The 19,724-nt window shown below is 50.5% G+C and carries 13 protein-coding genes; 2 read left to right on the top strand and 11 right to left on the bottom strand.

All coding sequences use genetic code 11. The features are described 5' to 3' along the window. Positions 1–361 precede the first annotated feature (361 nt). From ligA to ABEW34_RS17510, 8 genes are all read right to left on the bottom strand, one after another. On the bottom strand, positions 362–2,410 hold the full coding sequence (gene ligA / locus ABEW34_RS17545; RefSeq protein ID WP_430160455.1) for an NAD-dependent DNA ligase LigA: 2,049 nt from the start codon (positions 2,408–2,410) through the stop codon (positions 362–364). 32 nt (positions 2,411–2,442) lie between these two features. Next, entirely contained in the window at positions 2,443–4,794 is a 2,352-nt protein-coding gene (pcrA, locus tag ABEW34_RS17540) for a DNA helicase PcrA (protein ID WP_430160448.1), read from the bottom strand. A 115-nt stretch (positions 4,795–4,909) separates the two neighbouring features. Beyond that, on the bottom strand, positions 4,910–5,632 hold the full coding sequence (locus tag ABEW34_RS17535) for a heptaprenylglyceryl phosphate synthase (RefSeq protein ID WP_430160447.1): 723 nt from the start codon (positions 5,630–5,632) through the stop codon (positions 4,910–4,912). Between the two features lie 293 nt (positions 5,633–5,925). Further along, the gene (locus ABEW34_RS17530; RefSeq protein ID WP_430160446.1) at positions 5,926–8,463 is read right to left on the bottom strand and encodes a DUF3656 domain-containing U32 family peptidase; all 2,538 of its coding nucleotides are present in this window, start codon (positions 8,461–8,463) and stop codon (positions 5,926–5,928) included. 466 nt (positions 8,464–8,929) lie between these two features. Then, complete coding sequence (locus tag ABEW34_RS17525; RefSeq protein ID WP_430160445.1) at positions 8,930–10,135, bottom strand: efflux RND transporter periplasmic adaptor subunit; 1,206 nt, start codon at positions 10,133–10,135, stop codon at positions 8,930–8,932. 157 nt (positions 10,136–10,292) lie between these two features. Then, a complete protein-coding gene (locus ABEW34_RS17520; protein WP_430160444.1) occupies positions 10,293–13,403 on the bottom strand; it encodes an efflux RND transporter permease subunit in 3,111 nt (1,036 codons plus the stop codon). 201 nt (positions 13,404–13,604) lie between these two features. Then, positions 13,605–14,993: a sensor histidine kinase gene (locus ABEW34_RS17515; protein WP_430160443.1), complete on the bottom strand. Its 1,389-nt coding sequence runs from the start codon at positions 14,991–14,993 to the stop codon at positions 13,605–13,607. Then, positions 14,987–15,670: a response regulator transcription factor gene (locus tag ABEW34_RS17510; RefSeq protein WP_430160442.1), complete on the bottom strand. Its 684-nt coding sequence runs from the start codon at positions 15,668–15,670 to the stop codon at positions 14,987–14,989. Before ABEW34_RS17510 ends, ABEW34_RS17515 begins: the two co-directional genes overlap by 7 nt. Before the next feature lie 249 nt (positions 15,671–15,919). Between ABEW34_RS17510 and ABEW34_RS17505 the strand changes: the two genes are divergently transcribed. Next, the gene (locus ABEW34_RS17505; RefSeq protein ID WP_430160441.1) at positions 15,920–16,888 is read left to right on the top strand and encodes a sugar phosphate isomerase/epimerase family protein; all 969 of its coding nucleotides are present in this window, start codon (positions 15,920–15,922) and stop codon (positions 16,886–16,888) included. A gap of 175 nt (positions 16,889–17,063) precedes the next feature. Continuing rightward, positions 17,064–17,492 (top strand): hypothetical protein, encoded by a 429-nt coding sequence (locus ABEW34_RS17500; protein ID WP_430160440.1) that lies wholly within the window; start codon positions 17,064–17,066, stop codon positions 17,490–17,492. A 107-nt stretch (positions 17,493–17,599) separates the two neighbouring features. Here the strand turns inward: ABEW34_RS17500 and ABEW34_RS17495 are convergent, their stop codons facing one another. The 3 genes from ABEW34_RS17495 to ABEW34_RS17485 form a co-directional block, all read right to left on the bottom strand. After that, positions 17,600–18,022, bottom strand: coding sequence for an OsmC family protein (locus ABEW34_RS17495; RefSeq protein WP_046229750.1), 423 nt, complete (start codon positions 18,020–18,022; stop codon positions 17,600–17,602). Positions 18,023–18,160: 138 nt separating this feature from the next. After that, the gene (locus ABEW34_RS17490; protein ID WP_430160439.1) at positions 18,161–18,931 is read right to left on the bottom strand and encodes an amino acid ABC transporter ATP-binding protein; all 771 of its coding nucleotides are present in this window, start codon (positions 18,929–18,931) and stop codon (positions 18,161–18,163) included. 121 nt (positions 18,932–19,052) lie between these two features. Next, positions 19,053–19,697: an amino acid ABC transporter permease gene (locus ABEW34_RS17485; protein WP_430160438.1), complete on the bottom strand. Its 645-nt coding sequence runs from the start codon at positions 19,695–19,697 to the stop codon at positions 19,053–19,055. Between the last annotated feature and the right edge of the window lie 27 nt (positions 19,698–19,724).

Below are 19,724 nucleotides of genomic sequence, written 5' to 3'. Positions count from 1 at the left end.
GTTTGACTTGCTCATTACTTAACTAGCTATTTAAAACATTGTTTGGATTTTGACGTGATCCATTTGTTCAGTTTTCAAGGAACTTGTTTGTCACATTTTGTAGTGACAGTTGTATATGTTATCACCATTCTTCGACAGTGTCAACAGCTTATTTTATTGTTTATTTCTCAATATTTCTGCTGTATAACGCGATGTCTCCGAAGCGACAAGAAGTAATATACCATGTCCATTTTCGAAATGCAACTACTTTTTCAAAAAACTTTTCATTTTTTATTAAACCACCTTTAAATCCTTAGCCCTTATAACCAAAAAAGCGCCGCTCACGTCCCAAAAACCAGGCGTGGCAGCACTTTTCGGTCTATTACGCTTCGTTTCCTTCTAATAAACGCTGCAATTCGGCTTCATCTTCAATAACGGTAACACCAAGCTCCTTCGCTTTCGTGAGCTTGCTGCCTGCATTTTCGCCAGCAATGACATAATCCGTCTTCTTCGACACGCTGCCGGATACTTTCGCGCCGCATGCTTCGAGCTTTTTAGCAGCTTCGTCGCGGCTCATGCCGGATAATGTCCCTGTAATGACCACCGTTTTGCCGCTGAATACACTATCTTCCCGCACTACTGCTTTATGTTCCGCTTCCGCGCTTACTCCGGCAGCCCGCATACGAGCGATGCTGTCAGCCATAACCGGATCAGCAAAGAAGCTTACAATACTCTCCGCTACAATACCGCCGATATCAGGCAGCTCGATCAGCTCTTCCACCGAAGCCGCCATTACAGCATCCAGGCTGCCATAATGATCCGCTAGGGTCCGCGTGGTGGACTTCCCTGTGTTCGGAATGCCGAGCGCATATAGAAATGCCGTCAAATCCCGGCTCTTGGACTTCTCGAACGCATCAAGCAGCTTGCGCGCCTTCCGCTCGCCGAACCGTTCCAGCTTAATCAGATCGTCATACTCCAGCGCATACAGATCGGCAGGGTCATGAACCTTGCACTCTGTAAACAGCTGTTCAGCCGTCATAACGCTGAATGTATCAATATCCATCGCATCGCGCGAGGCAAAATGCGTAATACGACCGATCATTTGCGGACCACAGCCTAGGCGGTTGTTGCAAAACAAATGTGCGCCGCGCTGCTCAAGCTCCGTGCCACAAGAAGGACACTGCTCTGGAAAGACGATTTCCTGGCCTTCTATATCATCGGTTTTGCCGAGTATTTCCGGTATGACATCGTTGGAGCGGCGAATGGTTACGAACGTGCCCAGCGCAAACTTAAGATTTTTCCGTTCAATATCGCCTATATTGTTGAGCGTGCAGTTTTGTACCGTCACACCAGCAAGCTCAACGGCTTCGACGCGGGCGACAGGCGTTATTTTGCCGGTACGGCCGACTTCCCAAGAAACGGATTGCAGTATGGTTGCCGCTTCTTCCGCTTCGAACTTAAATGCAACCGCCCAGCGCGGGAACTTATCTGTATAGCCGAGCGCTTCCCGAGTACGGATATCCGTGAGCTTGACTACAGCTCCATCTATTAAATAATCGAGATCGGTGCGGCCCTCTGCCAAGCGCTCCAGCTCTGCCGCCACCTCTTCGATCGTGTCAAAATACACCGCATACGGATTTACTTTAAACCGATTGTCACGCAAAAACTGCTGCATTTCCTGATGAGTGGTGAAAGCCAGCTCTTCCGAATAACCTATATTGTAGAAAAAAGCGCTCAGCTTCCGCTCCGCCGTCGTCTTCGGATTCAAGTTGCGCAGGGCGCCCGCAGCTGCATTGCGTGCGTTTTTGAGCGGCTCAGCAGCCGTCTGATTGTACTTCTCCAGCACCGACAGCTGCATAATACCCTCGCCCTGCACCTCGATCAAACCCTCCCGATAAGGAATCGTGAGCGGGACTGAACGAATCGTCTTCACCTGTGCCAAAATCCCTTCACCTATCGCGCCATTGCCCCGCGTAGCCGCCTGAATCAGCTTACCATCCTCATAGGTCAGGTTCAGCGTCAATCCATCGAACTTCAGCTCAATTACATAGCTTGGGTCTGGTAGCGGATCAACATCCGGATTTTTCGTATTATAATCGTTAACCGCCCGCAGCATCCGCTGGTTCCAGGCATGCAGTCCTTCGATATTTTGCGCCTTGTCCAGACTCCACAGCTTGGCACGATGACGATGCGGCTCAAAGCCCTTAAGCAGCTCTCCCCCCACACGCTGTGTTGGCGAATCCGGCAGCACGGTCCCCGTCTCCTTCTCCAATGCGACCAGCTCATCATAAAGCTTGTCATAGTCAGCATCGTCAATGGACGGCTGATCCAGCGTGTAATACTGGTAGTTATGAGCCGTAATTTCATCAATTAGCGTAATCATTCGTTCGGTTTGGGCAGGTGAAGCTGCAGCTGTTTCCGCTTGGTTCATTTCCACAGCAAATGTCCCCTTTCAATAATGAGCTAAACTTTCGTTATTGGCGCAAAGCCTGCAAGCAGGCGTTTCACCCCTGTCGGAGCGGGAAAAGCAATCTGTAGCTCCATGTCATTGCCTGTTCCTTTCACGGAAACGATCACGCCTTCGCCCCATTTGCCGTGGGCTACCCGGTCGCCGGCAGCGAACTGCTTCGCGCCTGCATCTCCAGCCGCCCCCGCTGCACCTGCGCCGGCTGCTTGCGGCGTGCTTACTCGAACCCCGCTGCTTGTGCTCGTGCCGAGCGATCGGCCGCCAGAGCCAAGCCCGCCATTTGCCGCAGGACTCTTCGGCGCCGTCCGTCCGCCTGAGCCGAAGCCAGTCGAGCTTCCAGCGCCATACCTGCTGCCTCCTCCACTGCGGCCAAAACCGCCCGAAGCGGAAGCATCCTTTTTGAGCTCGCTCGGCACTTCATCCAGAAAGCGTGAAGGCATATTCGATGCGGTCCGTCCGAACAAGGTGCGCATCCGGGCCGAAGTCATAAACAGCTGCTTCTCTGCCCGGGTAATGCCTACATAGGCAAGACGGCGTTCTTCTTCCAGCTCGTCATTGTCGTTCAAAGCACGGCTATGTGGAAAGATGCTCTCCTCCATGCCAATAATAAAGACAACAGGGAACTCCAAGCCTTTGGCGCTATGCATCGTCATCAGCACGACAGCGTCGCTTGGGGCAGCGTTGCCTTGCTCATCCTGCTTATCCATAGAATCAATATCGGCGATGAGAGCAAGATCGGTCAGGAAGGACACGAGCGTCTTGTCTTCGTTGCGCTTCTCAAAGTCCATCGTAACGGACAGGAACTCGTCAATATTTTCGACCCGTGCGGTCGATTCCAATGTTTTCTCACGCTGAAGCTCCAGCTTGTACTGGGTCATCTCCAGCACCTTCTCCGTCAGCTCCGTCACTGACAAATACTCAACCATACCCGCAAGGTTGCTGATCATGATATAGAACTCTCCAAGCAGCGCTTGCGTACGGGCATTGATATCCAGCCCCTGTAGATTGCCCAAAACGTTGAATATCGAAGTGCCGCTCCGCGCTGCCTCCTCCGCCAGCTTGCCAACTGTCGTGTCACCAATGCCGCGCTTCGGCACATTAATGACGCGTGCAAGACTAATATCGTCATCCGGATTGGAAATTAGCCGCAAATAAGCGAGCAAATCCTTAATCTCTTTACGATCGTAGAACTTGATGCCGCCGACGATTTGATAGGGGATATCCGATTTGATCAAAATTTCCTCTATAACCCGTGACTGCGCGTTGGTCCGATACAAAATGGCGTGGTCTGCAAATTTACGTCCGCTATTTTTATTTTTGCGAATTTCACCTGTTACAAAATAACCCTCGTCATGCTCGGAATCCGCCTGATACACCGTAATTTCGTCTCCGGCACCTTGATCGGTCCAAAGGTTCTTCGGCTTGCGTCCGGTGTTGAGGCTGATGACCGCATTCGCCGCATTCAAAATATTGGCTGTAGAACGATAGTTCTGCTCCAGCATAATCGTCTGCGCTTCGGGATAATCGCCCTCGAAATTCAAAATATTCGTAATATCCGCCCCGCGCCAACGATAAATCGACTGATCGCTGTCGCCGACGACGCAAATATTGTGATGTTTGTCAGCGAGCATGCGGCAGAGCATGTATTGCGCACGGTTCGTATCCTGATACTCATCAACATGGAGATAACGGAATTTGTTCTGGTAAAAATCCAGCACCTCCGGCACTTCCTGGAACAGTTGAATCGTCTTCATAATCAAATCGTCGAAATCGAGCGAGTTGTTGCTTTTGAGCCGCTTCTGGTAGGACTTGTACACCTTAATGACGATATCTTGAAAATAGTCCCCCGCCTTCTGCTCGTACCGCTCCGGCGTTAGCAGCTCATTCTTCGCGGCGCTGATGGACGCTTGAACAGCCTTCGGCTCGAATTTCTTCGTATCGATATTCAGATCCTTCATGCAATTGCGAATAACCGACAGCTGGTCGCCGGAATCCAAAATCGTAAAATTGGATGTAAAGCCAATCCGGTCGATGTCCCTGCGTAAAATCCGCACGCACATCGAGTGGAACGTAGAAACCCAAATATCATTGCCCGACGGGCCGATTAGTGCGCTAACTCTGTCACGCATTTCACGCGATGCCTTATTCGTAAAGGTAATCGCCAAAATGCTCCAAGGCGCTACGCGCTTCTTCTCAATTAGATAAGCGATCCGATGGGTTAATACGCGGGTTTTGCCGCTGCCCGCTCCCGCCATAATCAACAGCGGCCCATCGGTTGCTTTTACCGCTTCGCGCTGCGGTGGGTTAAGCTTCTGTACCGCCTCGTCGATGCTTATAAAATTAAACATGGTCGTACTCCTTTGTTCGCATTTGTTCGCCTATTAACAGTGTAGACAACGGGCCGTGAAGTGTCAATTTGCAGAAGCAAATAAAATCCTAAATTGTCGGTTGTTTTTATAAAAGCTAGGCTTCGTTTCTAGTATGCTTGCGAATCGTACTGTGAACGGCAGGCACAGTAGCCAGTGCTGCCCGTAAATCCGCATAAATAATATTGCCGACAACGACAGTGTCGCAAGCCGCAGCTGCCTCGCTAGCCTTCTCTGCGCTATCGATGCCGCCACCATAAAATAGCTGGGCCTGCGCGATCGTATCATACGCTTTGTGAACAAGTGCCATGTCGCCGTAACGTCCGCTATATTCGATATAAATAACGGGTAAGCGCATGAGCCGGTCAGCCATTTGCACATGGGCAAGCAGCTGATCCTCGTCCAGATCGGCATTCGCTCCTGTCAGCTTGGCGGCGGTCGCTTCTTCATTCAATATAATATAACCTTGCGCCGCCGTTTCCTCCCAAGGAATGAAAGAGCCGAATGCTTGCAGCCCTTCTGTCTGACGGCCATTAATCCACTCTGCCTGGCTCGTGTTCAATACGAGCGGCACGAAATAGCCGTCAAATCCAGGAACCGCCGCATCCATCGTCGAGACCTCCAGCGCGCAATCTACCGCATAACGGCGAATACGCGCCATTAAATCTACGGTATTTTCAAACGTTACGCCACTAGAGCCTCCTACTAATACAGCGTCTGTACCCGACATGCAAATTGCATCCAGGTCCTCGTCCGAGATGCTGCGCTCCGGATCCAGCTTAAATACATGTCTCCAACCTGCATACCATTGTACGTCCATCTTCACCATTACCCCGCTTATCCCTATCCGTTATACGGCTCACTTAGGAGCTGCGAGGAAATTAACGGTACTTTATTTCGTCGCAGTCTCTTGTCGTTATGAGCGCTTCAGTTATCTCAGTAAATATGGCTCTAAATTGCAGCCTGCTTCTTCCTATGCTAAGCGAGCCGCATGGCGGTGTCAAACTACTTCGATAAGCTCAAGATCCACCCCTGAGAGTGATTTGGTTGTATCCTTCAAAAAGAGCCGGCACTGCGTTTCCCGCAATGTCGGCTCCCCCTCTTGCTGCTTTCTTACTTCACCAATTGTCCGCGCGTTACGCCGATTTGGTTCGTTGCTTTCAGTGTACGCCATACTTTTGTGCCCGTAATACGGCCATCGAGTGCATCGCGGTAAAGAGACAGCACTTCCGTTACCCGCTCCGGCGTTTCTTCCAGAAACTCGACGCGGAAAGATGGAATGCCCAGCTCCAAAAATGGCTTAATATATTCAGCGCCTGATTGCTCAATCGCATTGTACACCGTATTGCGGCAGCCTTCGTCTACGCGAACCGGGTGGGACATGCCAATACGATCCTGCAAGGAAGCGCGTGAATCTTCACATGGGCGTCCACAGTTCGTGAAGTTGGTGCCTTCACTCATGAAGGTGCAATAGACGCAGTGCTCCGTATGGAACATTGGCAGATGCTGCTGGATTACGACTTCCAGCTTCGCTGTATTGGCCTTGTTTAGCATATCCATCATTTGCTGAATATTCAGGTCATAGGACGGCGTAATCATATCGAGACCCACTTCTTCAAAAAGCTTAACCGTCTTGTGATTAGCCACATTCAGCGAGAAATCACCAATCAGCTTAGGGAATGGCTGATCCGGGTTTTCGGCCTTAGCGCGCAAATAATAATAAAGCGCACCCGTATTACGGACAAGCACCGCATCTGGCTTAAGCTTCAAAATGTTAGCATGGTAGCCGTTTTCACCCGGCATATGAATGCGCGGGGTTGCCAGGGCGATCGGCTTGCCAGCCGCACGCGCCAGCTCTACAGCCGCCGGAAACTGCTTAATAAATTCAAAATCAGCATAAATCATATCGACATCGGCGGCGATTGCTGCTTCGACTTGCGGCAAGCCGCGGCATAGAGCCGTCAGGCGCGGCACAAGATCGCCTTCGTGCGAATAGCCTGAGGCAGCGGCTGGAACAGCCTCTTGATCCGCGGTGTCTGCCAGCGGGTCGATGTTATTTTTCACATAGACGGGCGGCTTCGGACGTTCTCCAGCTAGATGCTCTACCGCTTCGCGGCGCATCCGGTTGAGCTCACGCACGGGCACAATCAGTTCGCCCTCAAGCAGCACTTCCAAATGGTCAAGCTGATAAACCGTTCCGCCTAGACGTCCCAGTTGATCATTGAGCAGCTCCGCATCCATCGGACGCTTCTGCGCCTGCTCCAGCAGCAGTTCGGATACTACTTCTACCGTCGTTCCCTTTTGCATATCCGTCCATACCGTCCGCAGCGGCTCGCCGAGCTTGCCTGTTACCGAGACATGAAGCGGGAAAACGCGGTAGGGCTTTTCCGTCTCATAGGTCGCACGAAGACGCTTATCCAGCGCCGGGTCATTCGTCTTCCATACGCGGTCGCCCACATGCACCTTGCGCAAATCAACGTCGCTGCGTCCTGGAACGAGCTCCAGCAGCGTGCCTTCCTGCGCTTCGCCTTCAATCTTCACGCCTTGGCGGCGAATGTCGTAGACGCGGCCGCCCTCTTCCTTCTTCGTCGGATCGCCAGCATCGAAGACGACGCCATCGCCACGCTTAAGCGGAGCTTCCAGACGAACGGTTACTGCATCGCGGAGAATACGCTCGACACGGCCAATGAAGACGCCGCGGCTTTTGGGAAACGTGCCTTCTACTAGCATTTTATTGTTCGTACCCGACAGGAAGCCATGTGTGAAGCCGCGCGAGAAGCTTTGCTGCAATTCACGAACTTCCTCTACCGACGGCTTGGACAAGTCGCCATCAAAATATTTATCAATCGCCTTGCGGTATTTACTGACTACATTGGCTACGTATTCCGGGCTTTTGAGACGCCCTTCGATTTTGAAGGAAACGACGCCTGCTTCAATCAGCTCAGGCACGAGATCGATCGCCGCCAAATCCTTCGGCGACAGCAAATACGAAATATCGCCCATCGGCTGATGCTTGCCATCGACCATCAGGTCATAAGGAAGACGGCAGGCTTGCGCGCATTCGCCGCGGTTCGCCGAGCGTCCGCCCCACATTTCCGACGTCAAGCACTGACCGGAGTACGATACGCATAGCGCGCCATGCACAAAAACCTCCATAGGAAGCTTCGCTTGTTCACCGATTGTTTTGATTTGCTTGAGGTTGTTTTCGCGGCCGAGAACGACGCGCTCCATATTAAACGGCTTCGTAAATTCCACCGCTTCCGGAGAAGTAATCGTCATCTGCGTCGAGCCATGAATCGGGAAATCCGGCGACAGCTCGCGAATGAGCTTCACAAGTCCCAAATCCTGCACGATAACCGCATCCACACCTGCATCTATACACATTTCAATGAGCGCTTGCGCATCGCGCAGTTCGTCCTCAAATACGAGAATGTTAAAAGTCAAAAAGCCCTGCACGCCGTAGCTGTGCAAAAAGGCCATAATCTCTGGCAGCTCCTCGCTGCGGAAATTATTCGCTCTCGCACGCGCATTGAATTTTTCCACACCAAAAAAGACAGCATCCGCACCGTTCGCAACCGCCGCCCGCATACATTCCCAGTCGCCTGCCGGAGCAAGCAACTCTACATCTTGACGCCTTATATTTGCTTTCATAGTACCGCACATTCTCCTCAATAGTTAGCAATCTGTTGCTACTAGTGTAACAAACCGCCGCCAGCTATTCCACCATACATTGTTGTCAAAAAAGGAGAATCATAAGCAAAATGCTGCAAAAGCACTATTTTATGAATAATTTAAGGAACGATGCTTTTTAGAATACTTCCTTATCGAAAGGCTGATAGTGAACGGTTATGGCTTCATATTGATTCTCTTTATACGGTATGACAATCGTAGCGCTATCTTCAATAAACTGAGCCGCTATAGCTTCTTCAAAGGGAGCTTAAGGATTATCACGCTTCAGCATACGGACATCATTATACGGATCATATTTCTTACCCATTTTTTCTGAACAACATGCTTTTATAGCAAAACACCCCGCATTATGAGGAGTAAAACTCCAAATGCGGGATGAATGACAGTATTCAATTACGGCTTCTAAAAATGCTTTCTTGCTCTCTGATTACTTTGCAGCCTCTTCATTCTCAATCTTCTGTCCATCGCTCAGCGTATGCTGGCCAGAGACGACAACGGTCTCGCCTTCTTTCAAGCCTTCCAGCACTTCTTGATAGACGCCATTGACGCGGCCCAGTTTAACTGCGCGCTTCTCAGCTGTACCTGCATTGGACAGCATAACGAAGGTTTCACTGCCTTCACGTACAATACTCAGCGAAGGAACAGCAATTACATTCTCCTCTGCAACGGTCGTCAGCTCCACTTGTACGCGACTGCCTGGCTTGAGCGAGCCATCCGCATTGTCCGTTGTGAGCTCAAGTGCGTACATTCTCGTTTTTGCATTAGGCACCGAAGCGAGATAGACCACTTTCGCTTTTTTCTTCACAGATGGATTCTCCGAATTGTAGTAGACAAGCTCTGACTTGCCGCGGGCCAGCCCGGCTGCTGGTTCGCTAAGCTCGGTTTTAATCGAAATTTGCTTCACATTCTGCACGACAGCTACTACTGTACCTGCGTTTATCGTCATGCCCTCGCTCACGGCAAAATCAGTAATCGTACCGCTCGCTGGAGCGGTAATTTGATAGCTGTCCAGCTGAAGATCAGCCTGCTCGACGGCTAATCTCGCCGCATCGATTTGGGACTGCAAGCCCGCAAGCGAGCTGCCATTATCCAAATCGGCAAGCTGCTGCTTGGCCGACTCCAGATTACGACGCGCGGCATCAATCAAATTTTGATCATCACCGGCACTAGCCTGAATGTACTGCGTCTCCAGACTTGCAATATTATTCAGCAAGGTAGAGCGGCTTGAAGCAATATCCTGCTTAGCCTTGACTAAAGACTGCTCTGCTGCTGACAGGCTGGTTTCCGCGCGTTTACGGTCCAGCACTGCGAGATTCGACTCCAATTGAATGATGGCTTCCCCTTTTTTAACCGTGTCGCCATTGCTCTTAAGCACGCGGGCGATTTTGCCTGAAGCCATTGTCGGAATGTCCAGACGAACCGAGGCGCTTACCTCAGCGACCTGCTCGCGCGGATCTCCCATGCTGTGCTTGGCTGCCGCCTCTGTTTTAATGACCGTCACTTGCTGCTCTACTGCTGTCTCTTCTGCAGCAGGTGCTGCGCTCGAGCATCCCGCTGCCATTAAAGCCATTGCAAACACGGCTGCGAGTGCGGCTTTGCTTCGCCGCTCCTGCTTGATCAAACGAAAAAACATATATTCCAGCTCCCCTCTATATTGTTAACCCTCTTAACCATTTATGTGCCAAGCAAAAACGACTTCGTCGTCCTTCTAGGACGTGCGAAAAGCTTTGTCGGAGAAATATAAGCCTGTTTATAAGGGAAAAACTTATAAAGGCTTATATTTTAAATGTTTAGCCTTCCAAATTGGCAGGCTTATTGAAATCCACTGGTGCAGCTTGGCCTTTCCCTTTGCGGAACAGCTTGCCCGTAATCGCCTCAAGCATCTCATATACGACTGGCACGACTACAAGTGTAAGCAGTGTAGAAGTGATCAAGCCGCCGATAACAACGACCGCGAGCCCTTTAGAAATAAGTACGCCTTCGCCAGTGCCCATTGCCAGAGGAATCATCGCTACTATCGTCGCGCCTGCTGTCATAATAATCGGACGCAGCCGGACTCTGCCTGCTTCGACCAGCGCATGGCGGACGGAGAAGCCTTCATGCCTCAGCTGCTGCGCTCGATCAAGCAATACGATCGCATTGGTAACGACGATGCCGATCAGCATCATAAACCCAATGAGGGATGTAATATTAATCGATTCATTCGTAACCAGCAGTCCGAGTAAACCGCCAATAATGGCGAGCGGCAGCGAGAACAAAATCGCAAACGGCGTGCTGGCATTGCCGAAGCACAGAACCAAAATGAAATAAACGATAGCGATGGATACAGCCATAGCCATAAACAACTGCGTGAAGCTTTCGGCAATGTCCTCCGACACGCCTTGTATCTCGGTAGATACACCCGTTGGAAGCTCAATCGCATCCAGCGCTGCCGCCACTCTTGTGCTGACCTCAGTCTGGTCTGCTGCATCAATAGTAGCCGACATCTTCACGACCTGCGTGCGCGATTCCCGGCTCAAAGCAGCAGGAGCCTGTACTTCCTCTACCTTGGCCACCTCTTGCAAATAAACGATGCCTGCCGTAGGCGATGAAATCGGCATTTTGCCAAGCTTCTCAAGTGAGCCTTTATCTTCATCACGAAGCTTGACCACTGTGGAATACAAAACATTATCAAAGCGAATATCTCCGAGACGCTGCTCTGCAAGCCACATCCGGACCGAATCTCTGACTTGGGAAGGATTAAGTCCAAGCTCTCTAGCCTTCGTCTGCGAAACGGTAATGCTGATTTCTGTTTTAGCGTCGCTAAGCGTATCGGTGATTTTAGTAAGCTCAGGGAACTCCTTCATTTTATCCTTGACGAGCGCAGCCCCTTGCTCAAGCAACTGCTGATCGTCACCTTTCAGCACATAAGAGAAGCTTCCGCCGCTAAGGCCTCCACCGCCGCTTGCCATTTGGCCCGTTACTTCCGTACCTTGGGGCAGCTGATTTTTAATCAGATCCACATAGTTGTTCAACACCAGCGTCGCATCCTCGGCTTCGCTGATCTCAGCGGTAAGCGAGGTTGTATAAGGAACCGTATCGTCACTGTCCGCATATCCGACCAAGGACTCCACGAAGGTGAACAAGCTGCCGCCTTGACTGTCTTTGGCATCCAGCAGCATCTTCTCAATCTCCTGTGACTGCATGTCATTGCTTTCCAGCGACGTTTCATATGGATATTTCACCTGGAAGAACACGAGCTTCTCCGGGCCGCTCGAAGGCAGGAAGTTAACTGCCAAATTCGGAATCGTAATCGCCATTGTCACGATAAGCATGACAAGCGACATCAGCAACGTTTTGATCCGATTAGACAAGCACCATACTAGAATACGCTCATATAAACGCGTTACTTTGCCGTCATGCGCATGCTCGTTCTGCTTAATCTGCTTGCGGCTGCGCAGTACGAGCAGCTTTGTCATCATGGGAATGACCGTTAGCGCCACGACCAGTGAAGCAAGCAGAGCACATGATACCGTCAGCGCGAATGGCCGGAACATCTGTCCAACGATGCCGCCAACAACGGCGAGTGGCAGGAACACGCCTGCCGTAACGAGCGTCGAGGACGTAATCGCCATGGAAACTTGGCGGGTAGCCATAATAATGACGGATTCGCCGCGCTCCTGCGCTTTTTCCAGATTGCTGTATATGTTCTCAATGACGACGATACTATCATCCACAATTCGCCCAATGGCGATGAACATGCCGCCGAGCGTCATAATGTTCAGCGTAATATTCATGCTCGACATCATAATCAGCGTGATCAGGATCGAGAGTGGAATCGAGACGAGTACGATCATCGTCATCCGAATATTGCGAAGGAACAGCAGGATCATTAGCGAGGCAAGCGCAATTCCGATAAAGCCTTCCTTCAAAATGCCGCTGATCGATTTTCTGACCTCATCAGCGCCATCATAAATTTTTTGGAATGTAATCGCTGGCTGCTTGGTCTCCCAATCGGTGAGCACCGTATTGACTTCATTGGAGAAATCAACCGCATTGGCTTCGCTCATCTTGTAGAGACGAATGCCCAACGCAGGCTGATTGTTGTAGCGGGCTATAAACTTCGATTCGTTCACAGCCTGGACATCTCCCAAATCCTGAAGCAATACCGTTTGGCCTGTGCTCGTAGCAAACTCCAAATTGCGAAGGCCGTAAATACTGTTTAAATCGCCCGTCACCCGTGCCATCTGCGATTTGCCGTCCAGCTCTACAGAACCGACTGCTCCATCCGTCAGAGCAGATTGAATGGCACTGGTTACCTCTACCGCCGACAAATTGAAGACGGATAAAGCATCTGCGTCCAGCAAAATATCGAGCGAGGTTGAACTAACCCCAATAGAATCGATATGGTCAATGCCATTAACGCCTTCCAGCGATGGCTCGATGCTATCCTCATAAAGCTTGTTAAGTTCGGTTTGGGACATGCCCTCCCCGGCATAAAGCGTTAAGTAATAAGCAGGCTGGGAGGAAAAGCCGAAGGTCAGAACTTTTGGCATACTCGCGCCACCCGGAAGCACTACCTCCTGCAGCATGCCTTCCAGCTCCGTCTTTTTCTCCTTTACATCGTAGCCTTGCTTGAACTGGACAACGATGCTGGAAACATTATCGCTAGACGTTGAGCTGAGTGTATCCAGCCCTTGAATGTTCGCGATTTTATCCTCAATCGGCTTTGTCACCTCATCCATCACATCCATTGGCGGTGCCGGATATGTGGTTTGAATCATGACAACTGGAAAAGAGATATCGGGGATCGTCTCCATTTTCAGAGTCGCCGTTGCGTACAGCCCCCCTCCTACAAGCAGGGCAATCAATATAACCATTGCAGCCACTTTATTCATTGAAAAGCGGATTAAACCATTCAACCAGAACCCCTCCTACTCGCGTGTATACCTCAACGTTAAACTTTCTGTATGAACATAACGTGAACCTTGCAAAAAAAATGAAGCAAGCAGCAATTTTTTTGCAGCGTTCGCGTTTATTAAAGTGAATGACAGGCTTTTGAGGGTTGGTCTTGTCACTAGTCCTTCATCTATCTATGCTGAGGCTGGCTGCGCCTTCAACTGTCAGGAATTGCGCTTCTTGGCTGCCATGCTCGGCAGTGTCACGTCCACGCGCGCGCCACCTTCCACCCGGTTTGTAATTCGAATGACGCCTTGATGCAAATTGACGATTTTCTGGGCGATGGAGAGGCCTAGGCCGCTTCCGCCCAGCTTTTTGCTGCGAGACTTGTCGGCCTTATAAAATCGTTCAAACAGCCTAAAGCCGTCTTCGTCTGGAAACCCGCTGCCATTGTCCGATACGGATACTTTGATGCTGTCTGTATCAAAGCTCATCTCAATGCGAATATATCCGCCTTCCGGAGCAAACTTGATCGCATTGCCGATTACATTAATCCATACCTGGCTCAGCCGATCCTCATCGGCATTTATTTTCACATGGGGCAGCTCCAGTATCATTTCAATCGATTTTTCGGACCACTGCGGTTCGCAGGCGACAATAACTTGCCGCAGCTGCTCATCGAGATCGTAGGTAACCGGATCAAAAGCAGGCACCGCCGAATCCAGCTCCGCCAGCTTAAGCAAATTATCGCTAAGGCGCGACAGGCGCTGGCTTTCTGTATAAATGATTTTCAAATACCGCTGCTTCTGCTCGGGATCCTCCACCGCATCCAGCATAAGCATGCGCGAAAATCCGGCAATCGACGTCAGCGGCGATTGAATCTCATGCGAGACGCTGCTGACAAACTGCCCACGCAGCTCATCCATCTGCTCTATTTCCTTCGCCATGTCACTAAAGCTTTGTGCCAGCTGCCCTAGCTCATCCGTACGCTTGCCTGACTTTAGCTGAATGTCGAAACGCCCACTCGCCATCCGCTCTACCGCCTGCTTCATTTCCTTAAGCGGACGCACCAAATAGATGGCTGCCACAAAAATACACAGACCGCCTACCCCAAGTACAACAGCAAGCGCAACGAACAGCATCTGGTTGAAAATAGCTAGCTGGCTCGACTGCTGGTGCACGAACAGTCCGTAAGATTTATGATCCCATGTAAATGGCATCCCGAGCACAAGGCCACTCCCTGCAGTGAAGCCAAAACCAATATTCACGAACGGCTCGCCGCCTATGACAGATTTTGAAATGCTGTCTCCAGGCGTAATACCGTATTCTGCAAACGGCTTCCCCTCCTCATTCAACCAGCCCTTCTCATCCATAACCATGAATGTATAAGACGGAGTAGGCTGCAATATCGTCACAATCCGCTTCCCTTCGTCTATGCCATATTGCTCATATATGGTCGCGACAGATTGTCCGTATCCTAAAACCTCCTTCTTCACTTCCGTGATCACCTGGTCCTTAAACAGCGTAATCGTAATAAAGAAGGCGCTGACCAGACCGACCAGCACCGCCGTTATAAAACTAATAATGACCCTGACATATAACGTTCTTAGCATGCATCCACCATTTCAAGCCTATAACCAAGCCCACGCTTAGTTACAATCGTAAAAGGCGCATCCATTTCTGCAAAACGTTCGCGCAATCGCTTAATATGTACATCGACTGTCCGCTCGTCACCGAAAAACTGCGGGCCCCAAATTTGGCTAATCAGCTCGTTGCGCGTGAAAATTTTGCCTGGATTGCCCGCCAGCTTGAACAATAGCTCAAATTCCTTTAGCGGCAGTGCCACCCGTACCTGCCCCTGCATCACCTCAAACGTGTGCCGGTCCAGCACAAAATCGCCCAACTGCAGCCGCATAGACGCCTCAATCCGGTAGCGTTTCAGCAACGCCCGAACGCGCAGCACCAGCTCGTAGGGCTCGAAAGGCTTCACCATATAATCATCGGTTCCCAGTCCAAACGCTTTGATTTTCTGATTAATTTCACGCTTTGCTGTAACCATCAGCACTGGGATATTTGGGTATTCTTCCTTTATAAATTTGCATAGCTCCCAGCCATCCATGATGGGCATCATGACATCAAGCACAACTAGGTCTGCTTTTTGCTTTCTCAGCAGCCGAATGGCCTCTTTGCCATGGCTTGCCTGAATCGTCTGAAATCCCTCACTGCTAAGCTGCGCGTGCATAAGCTCGCGTATATCTGGATCATCATCCACTAGCATGACACTTGCCATTGCTTACTTCCTCCCGCTCTTGTTGGGCTTCTCCATAGTTTTCGGCAGTTTCTATTCAAAATTATAGCTTATGCTTAGAAAAAACTGTCAAGTCTTATCTATAACTTGTACGAACGAGAAGGCTTTTGGTAACCTTTTGTTTTGTTTATATGCGATTATGTTAAATTTGCACTTTTCATTAGATATCGGCAATCGGGCAATGGTATAATGAGAATTAGCTTTTCTTATAAATAGGAGGAATGATTGCACATGAAATTAGGAGTATTCAGCGTGCTTTTCGCACAGAAGTCATTTGAAGAAGCGCTCGATTACATAGCTGCCAAAGGACTGGATGCTATTGAAATCGGCACTGGCGGTTACCCTGGCACAGCCCACTGTGATCCTGATGTCCTGCTTGCTGATGAGGAAAAGTTGAAAGCGTTTAAGCATGCGGTAGAATCACGCGGCCTGATCATCAGCGCCCTGAGCTGCCATGCTAATCCGCTGCACCCACAGAAGCATTTAGCTGCTGCGGATGACGCTACAATTCGCAAAACGATCGAACTCGCAGGACGCTTGGGCGTTCCTGTCGTCAATACATTTTCCGGCTGCCCAGGCGACCACGAGGATGCTAAATATCCGAACTGGCCGGTTGCACCTTGGCCAAATGATTTTCAAGAAATTTTGGCTTGGCAGTGGGAGCACAAAGTTATCCCTTATTGGACTGAAATCGGCGCGCTTGCTAATGAGCATGGCGTGAAAATCGGACTTGAGCTGCATGGCGGGTTCTCCGTTCACAGCCCGGCAACGCTGCTTCGCCTGCGTGAAGCGGTTGGTCCGGTTATCGGAGCCAACCTGGATCCGAGCCACATGTGGTGGCAAGGAATTGATCCGGTTCAAGCGGTGCAAATTTTGGGTCGCGCTGGCGCGATTCACCATTTCCACGCGAAGGATACGACGATTGATCCAATCAACGTCAACCATCACGGCGTAACGGATATGCAATCATATTCGCTGATGCTGGACCGGGCTTGGCAATTCCGCACCGTCGGCTTCGGGCATGACCTGAAAGTATGGGCTGATATTATTAGCGCGCTTCGTCTAGTTGGCTACGACTATGTCGTGAGCATCGAGCATGAGGACGGCCTGATGTCCGTTGATGAAGGTTTCACCAAAGCGGTGCAAAACCTGCAGCAGGTGCTGATTAAAGAACCACTGGGCGAAATGTGGTGGGTATAGATTGAAGGAGGACGGCTGCATCCGATGAGGATGTGGCCGTTCTTTTTTGCAATAAAAATCGTGGACGAGGGCTTTAAATCTTTACATTCCGCTAATAAATAACACTCCCCGCGTTAATCCTACTAGCGTACTCTATAAGAGCAACCCCCACTAAAAAAGAAGATAGGTGATCCGCATGACTGGCTATACTTCTGATGCCGTTGCCCCTGCGTTTGTCCCTCAGCTAAACACAAGCCAAAGCTGCTATGAAGCGCTCCAGCTGTTTCGCAGTTACCCGGAAGCGCCTTGCGCAGTCGTATGCAATTCACTGACAGTGCCTGTTGGGCTTGTAATGCGCGATCGTTTTTTTCTCCAATTATCAAGCAGCTTCCTTGGCTATTACCAGACGGACATCACCAAGCTCATGAATACCCGCTTTCTCTCCACCGTCGCCTCCTCCACTGACACAAACTTTAATCTGGGCAGCATCTCCTCATTGAAAAATAAAGCTGCTGATCGTCAAGCCGAGCTGTGCAGCGATTGCATCGTTATTACGAATGAACAGGGCCAATTCGTGGGTATCATCGATGTTGCCGCCTCGGAAACAGCTCCAGCTTCTGTGTAGATTGAGATGCTCCCCCCAGCGACTGCCTCTCTGAATAAAAAAAGAGCCGTAACCCGAACCGCCCGCGGCAGGATCACGACTCTTTTTTTGTGTATGCTGAGACTAGCTTATCCCCGCGTCATTTCTACTCCGTTGAGCACTAGTCGGTAACGAATGTCCGCCTTCAACGAATCCGAGACGGCGCAATATTTTTCTTTGCCGAGCTCAATCGCTTTCCAAATTCGGTAATCCGGCACATCGCCATTCACTTTGAAAATCAGATCGATAGCCGTAAAGCCTTTCGGCATTTCCTCTTTGCGCGTGCCTTCCGCATCAATCTCGATGCTGGTGATTGAACCGAGGAACGCATCCATAATCATCGTAATATCGATGCCGATGCAGCCCGCGAGGCCCGCCAGCAGCAGCTCCATCGGTGTAGCACCTTGTCCGTCGCCGCCATATGCTGCGGTTGCATCCATTCCAACGCTGTAGCCAGATGGCCCTACAGATGTAAATGCCCGTTTGCCTGTCCATGTTGTTGTAACCTTCATTGCGGTATACCCTCTTTCTTTCGTAAGAATCGAAGGCCATGCCTCCTACTTTATGTCTGAAGTTCTTGTATTGCCTAGGTCGCTTCGTTAGGTGAATCGTACTTAGTAATGTCGTACTTAGTAATGTTCTGTTGATCGTTATTGCTGCTCTTGCTGCACCCCTCTGTGCTGGCCTAGCTTATTTAGAAAGCGGCGCGCCCGTTCGGTAGCTGGATGGTCGAAAAACACCTCCGGAGCAGCCTCCTCGACAATTTGCCCGTCATCCATAAACACAACCCGGTTCGCGACATGGCGTGCGAACGCCATTTCATGCGTCACCACCAGCATCGTCATCCCTTCGCGCGCCAGCTGCTGCATGACATCGAGCACCTCGCCGACCAATTCCGGATCAAGCGCCGATGTCGGCTCGTCAAACAATAACACGTCCGGCTCCATTGCGAGCGCCCGGGCAATTGCTACCCGCTGCTGCTGCCCGCCAGACAGCCTGGATGGATATTCATCCAGCTTGCCTTCCAATCCGACGCGCTTCAGCATTTTTTTGCCGATAGCGATGGCTTCGCTTTTGGGCAGCTTTTTCACGATGAGCAGTGATTCAATGACGTTGCCTAACGCCGTTTTGTGCGGGTACAAGTTAAACTGCTGAAAGACCATCCCGCTATGGCGGCGAATGGTTCGGACATTCTGCTTGAGCTCGCGTGGCTTCATTTGTGTATTCAGGCGAACACCGTTCATCTCAATACTGCCTCCACTCAGCGTCTCCAGCCCATTCAGGCAGCGAAGCAGTGTGCTTTTTCCCGAACCGCTTGGCCCGAGCAGCACAATGATCTCCCCCGCGTTAACCTGAAGATTAATCCCCTTCAGCACCTCGGCGCCCTGAAAAGACTTCGTTAATTTTTCCGTCGTAATCATAGTATTTCTCACGCCCCAACCCAAGCGCAAACGGCTGTCGCCGTCCTCTGGCGGCAAAGCTTCCGTTTCGCGATGAAATATAAGCCCATTATAAGAGTGAAACTTATCATTTCTTATATTTTTAATAGGCTTTGGACAAGCGCTTCTCAATAGCTTCCAAAATAGCTGAAAAAGCGGTGCTCATCACCCAGTACATAACTCCAATTCCCACATAAAACGGCATATAGACGTAATACTGTGCGATAAGCAAAGTCGCTTGGCGCAGCAGTTCGGTTACAGTAATAGCTGAAACAAGCGAGGTCTCCTTAAGCATTCCGATAAATGTATTGCCCATTGGCGGAATGGCCACCCTGGCCGCCTGTGGAAGCACGATCCGGTACAACGCCTGCCATGAGGTCATACCCGTTGCATAAGCGGCCTCCATCTGTCCTTTTGGAATGGACAAAATCGCCCCGCGGAACGTCTCCGATAAATATGCACCCACATTAATGCTTAGCGCAATTGTTGCTGCCGTCAGTGGCCCTAACACAATGTTATAATCTGCAAGCCCATAATAAACGACAAAAATTTGGATGAGCACCGGGGTCCCCCGAATAATCGAGACATACCCCCGAGCCAATAGCCGAATGGGGCGGTTACCTTTCAAACGGGCAATCGCTACTACTCCGCCGATAATAAGGCCAAAAAACATCGACATCATCGTCAGCAGCAGTGTATAATAAGCGCCCTTAAGCAGGAAAAAGAAATTTTCAAAAACGAGATTCATATCGTGAAGGTTCCCTTCATATGAGCG

It is taken from the genome of Paenibacillus algorifonticola (genome assembly GCF_050481745.1).
GTDB classification, from domain to species: domain Bacteria; phylum Bacillota; class Bacilli; order Paenibacillales; family Paenibacillaceae; genus Pristimantibacillus; species Pristimantibacillus algorifonticola_A.
The sequence above is the reverse complement of the archived record's forward strand: the minus strand, read 5'-3'. Positions and strand labels throughout refer to the sequence as shown.

What these genes read in the sequence shown, in the direction of transcription:
- ABEW34_RS17505 (WP_430160441.1), top strand. Translation starts at nt 15,920, where the DNA reads ATGAAATTAGGAGTATTCAGCGTGCTTTTCGCACAGAAGTCATTTGAA.
- ABEW34_RS17500 (WP_430160440.1), top strand. Translation starts at nt 17,064, where the DNA reads ATGACTGGCTATACTTCTGATGCCGTTGCCCCTGCGTTTGTCCCTCAG.
- ABEW34_RS17495 (WP_046229750.1), bottom strand. Translation starts at nt 18,022, where the DNA reads ATGAAGGTTACAACAACATGGACAGGCAAACGGGCATTTACATCTGTA.
- ABEW34_RS17515 (WP_430160443.1), bottom strand. Translation starts at nt 14,993, where the DNA reads ATGCTAAGAACGTTATATGTCAGGGTCATTATTAGTTTTATAACGGCG.
- ABEW34_RS17535 (WP_430160447.1), bottom strand. Translation starts at nt 5,632, where the DNA reads ATGGACGTACAATGGTATGCAGGTTGGAGACATGTATTTAAGCTGGAT.
- ligA (WP_430160455.1), bottom strand. Translation starts at nt 2,410, where the DNA reads ATGAACCAAGCGGAAACAGCTGCAGCTTCACCTGCCCAAACCGAACGA.
- ABEW34_RS17525 (WP_430160445.1), bottom strand. Translation starts at nt 10,135, where the DNA reads ATGTTTTTTCGTTTGATCAAGCAGGAGCGGCGAAGCAAAGCCGCACTC.
- ABEW34_RS17485 (WP_430160438.1), bottom strand. Translation starts at nt 19,697, where the DNA reads ATGAATCTCGTTTTTGAAAATTTCTTTTTCCTGCTTAAGGGCGCTTAT.
- ABEW34_RS17490 (WP_430160439.1), bottom strand. Translation starts at nt 18,931, where the DNA reads ATGATTACGACGGAAAAATTAACGAAGTCTTTTCAGGGCGCCGAGGTG.
- pcrA (WP_430160448.1), bottom strand. Translation starts at nt 4,794, where the DNA reads ATGTTTAATTTTATAAGCATCGACGAGGCGGTACAGAAGCTTAACCCA.
- ABEW34_RS17510 (WP_430160442.1), bottom strand. Translation starts at nt 15,670, where the DNA reads ATGGCAAGTGTCATGCTAGTGGATGATGATCCAGATATACGCGAGCTT.
- ABEW34_RS17530 (WP_430160446.1), bottom strand. Translation starts at nt 8,463, where the DNA reads ATGAAAGCAAATATAAGGCGTCAAGATGTAGAGTTGCTTGCTCCGGCA.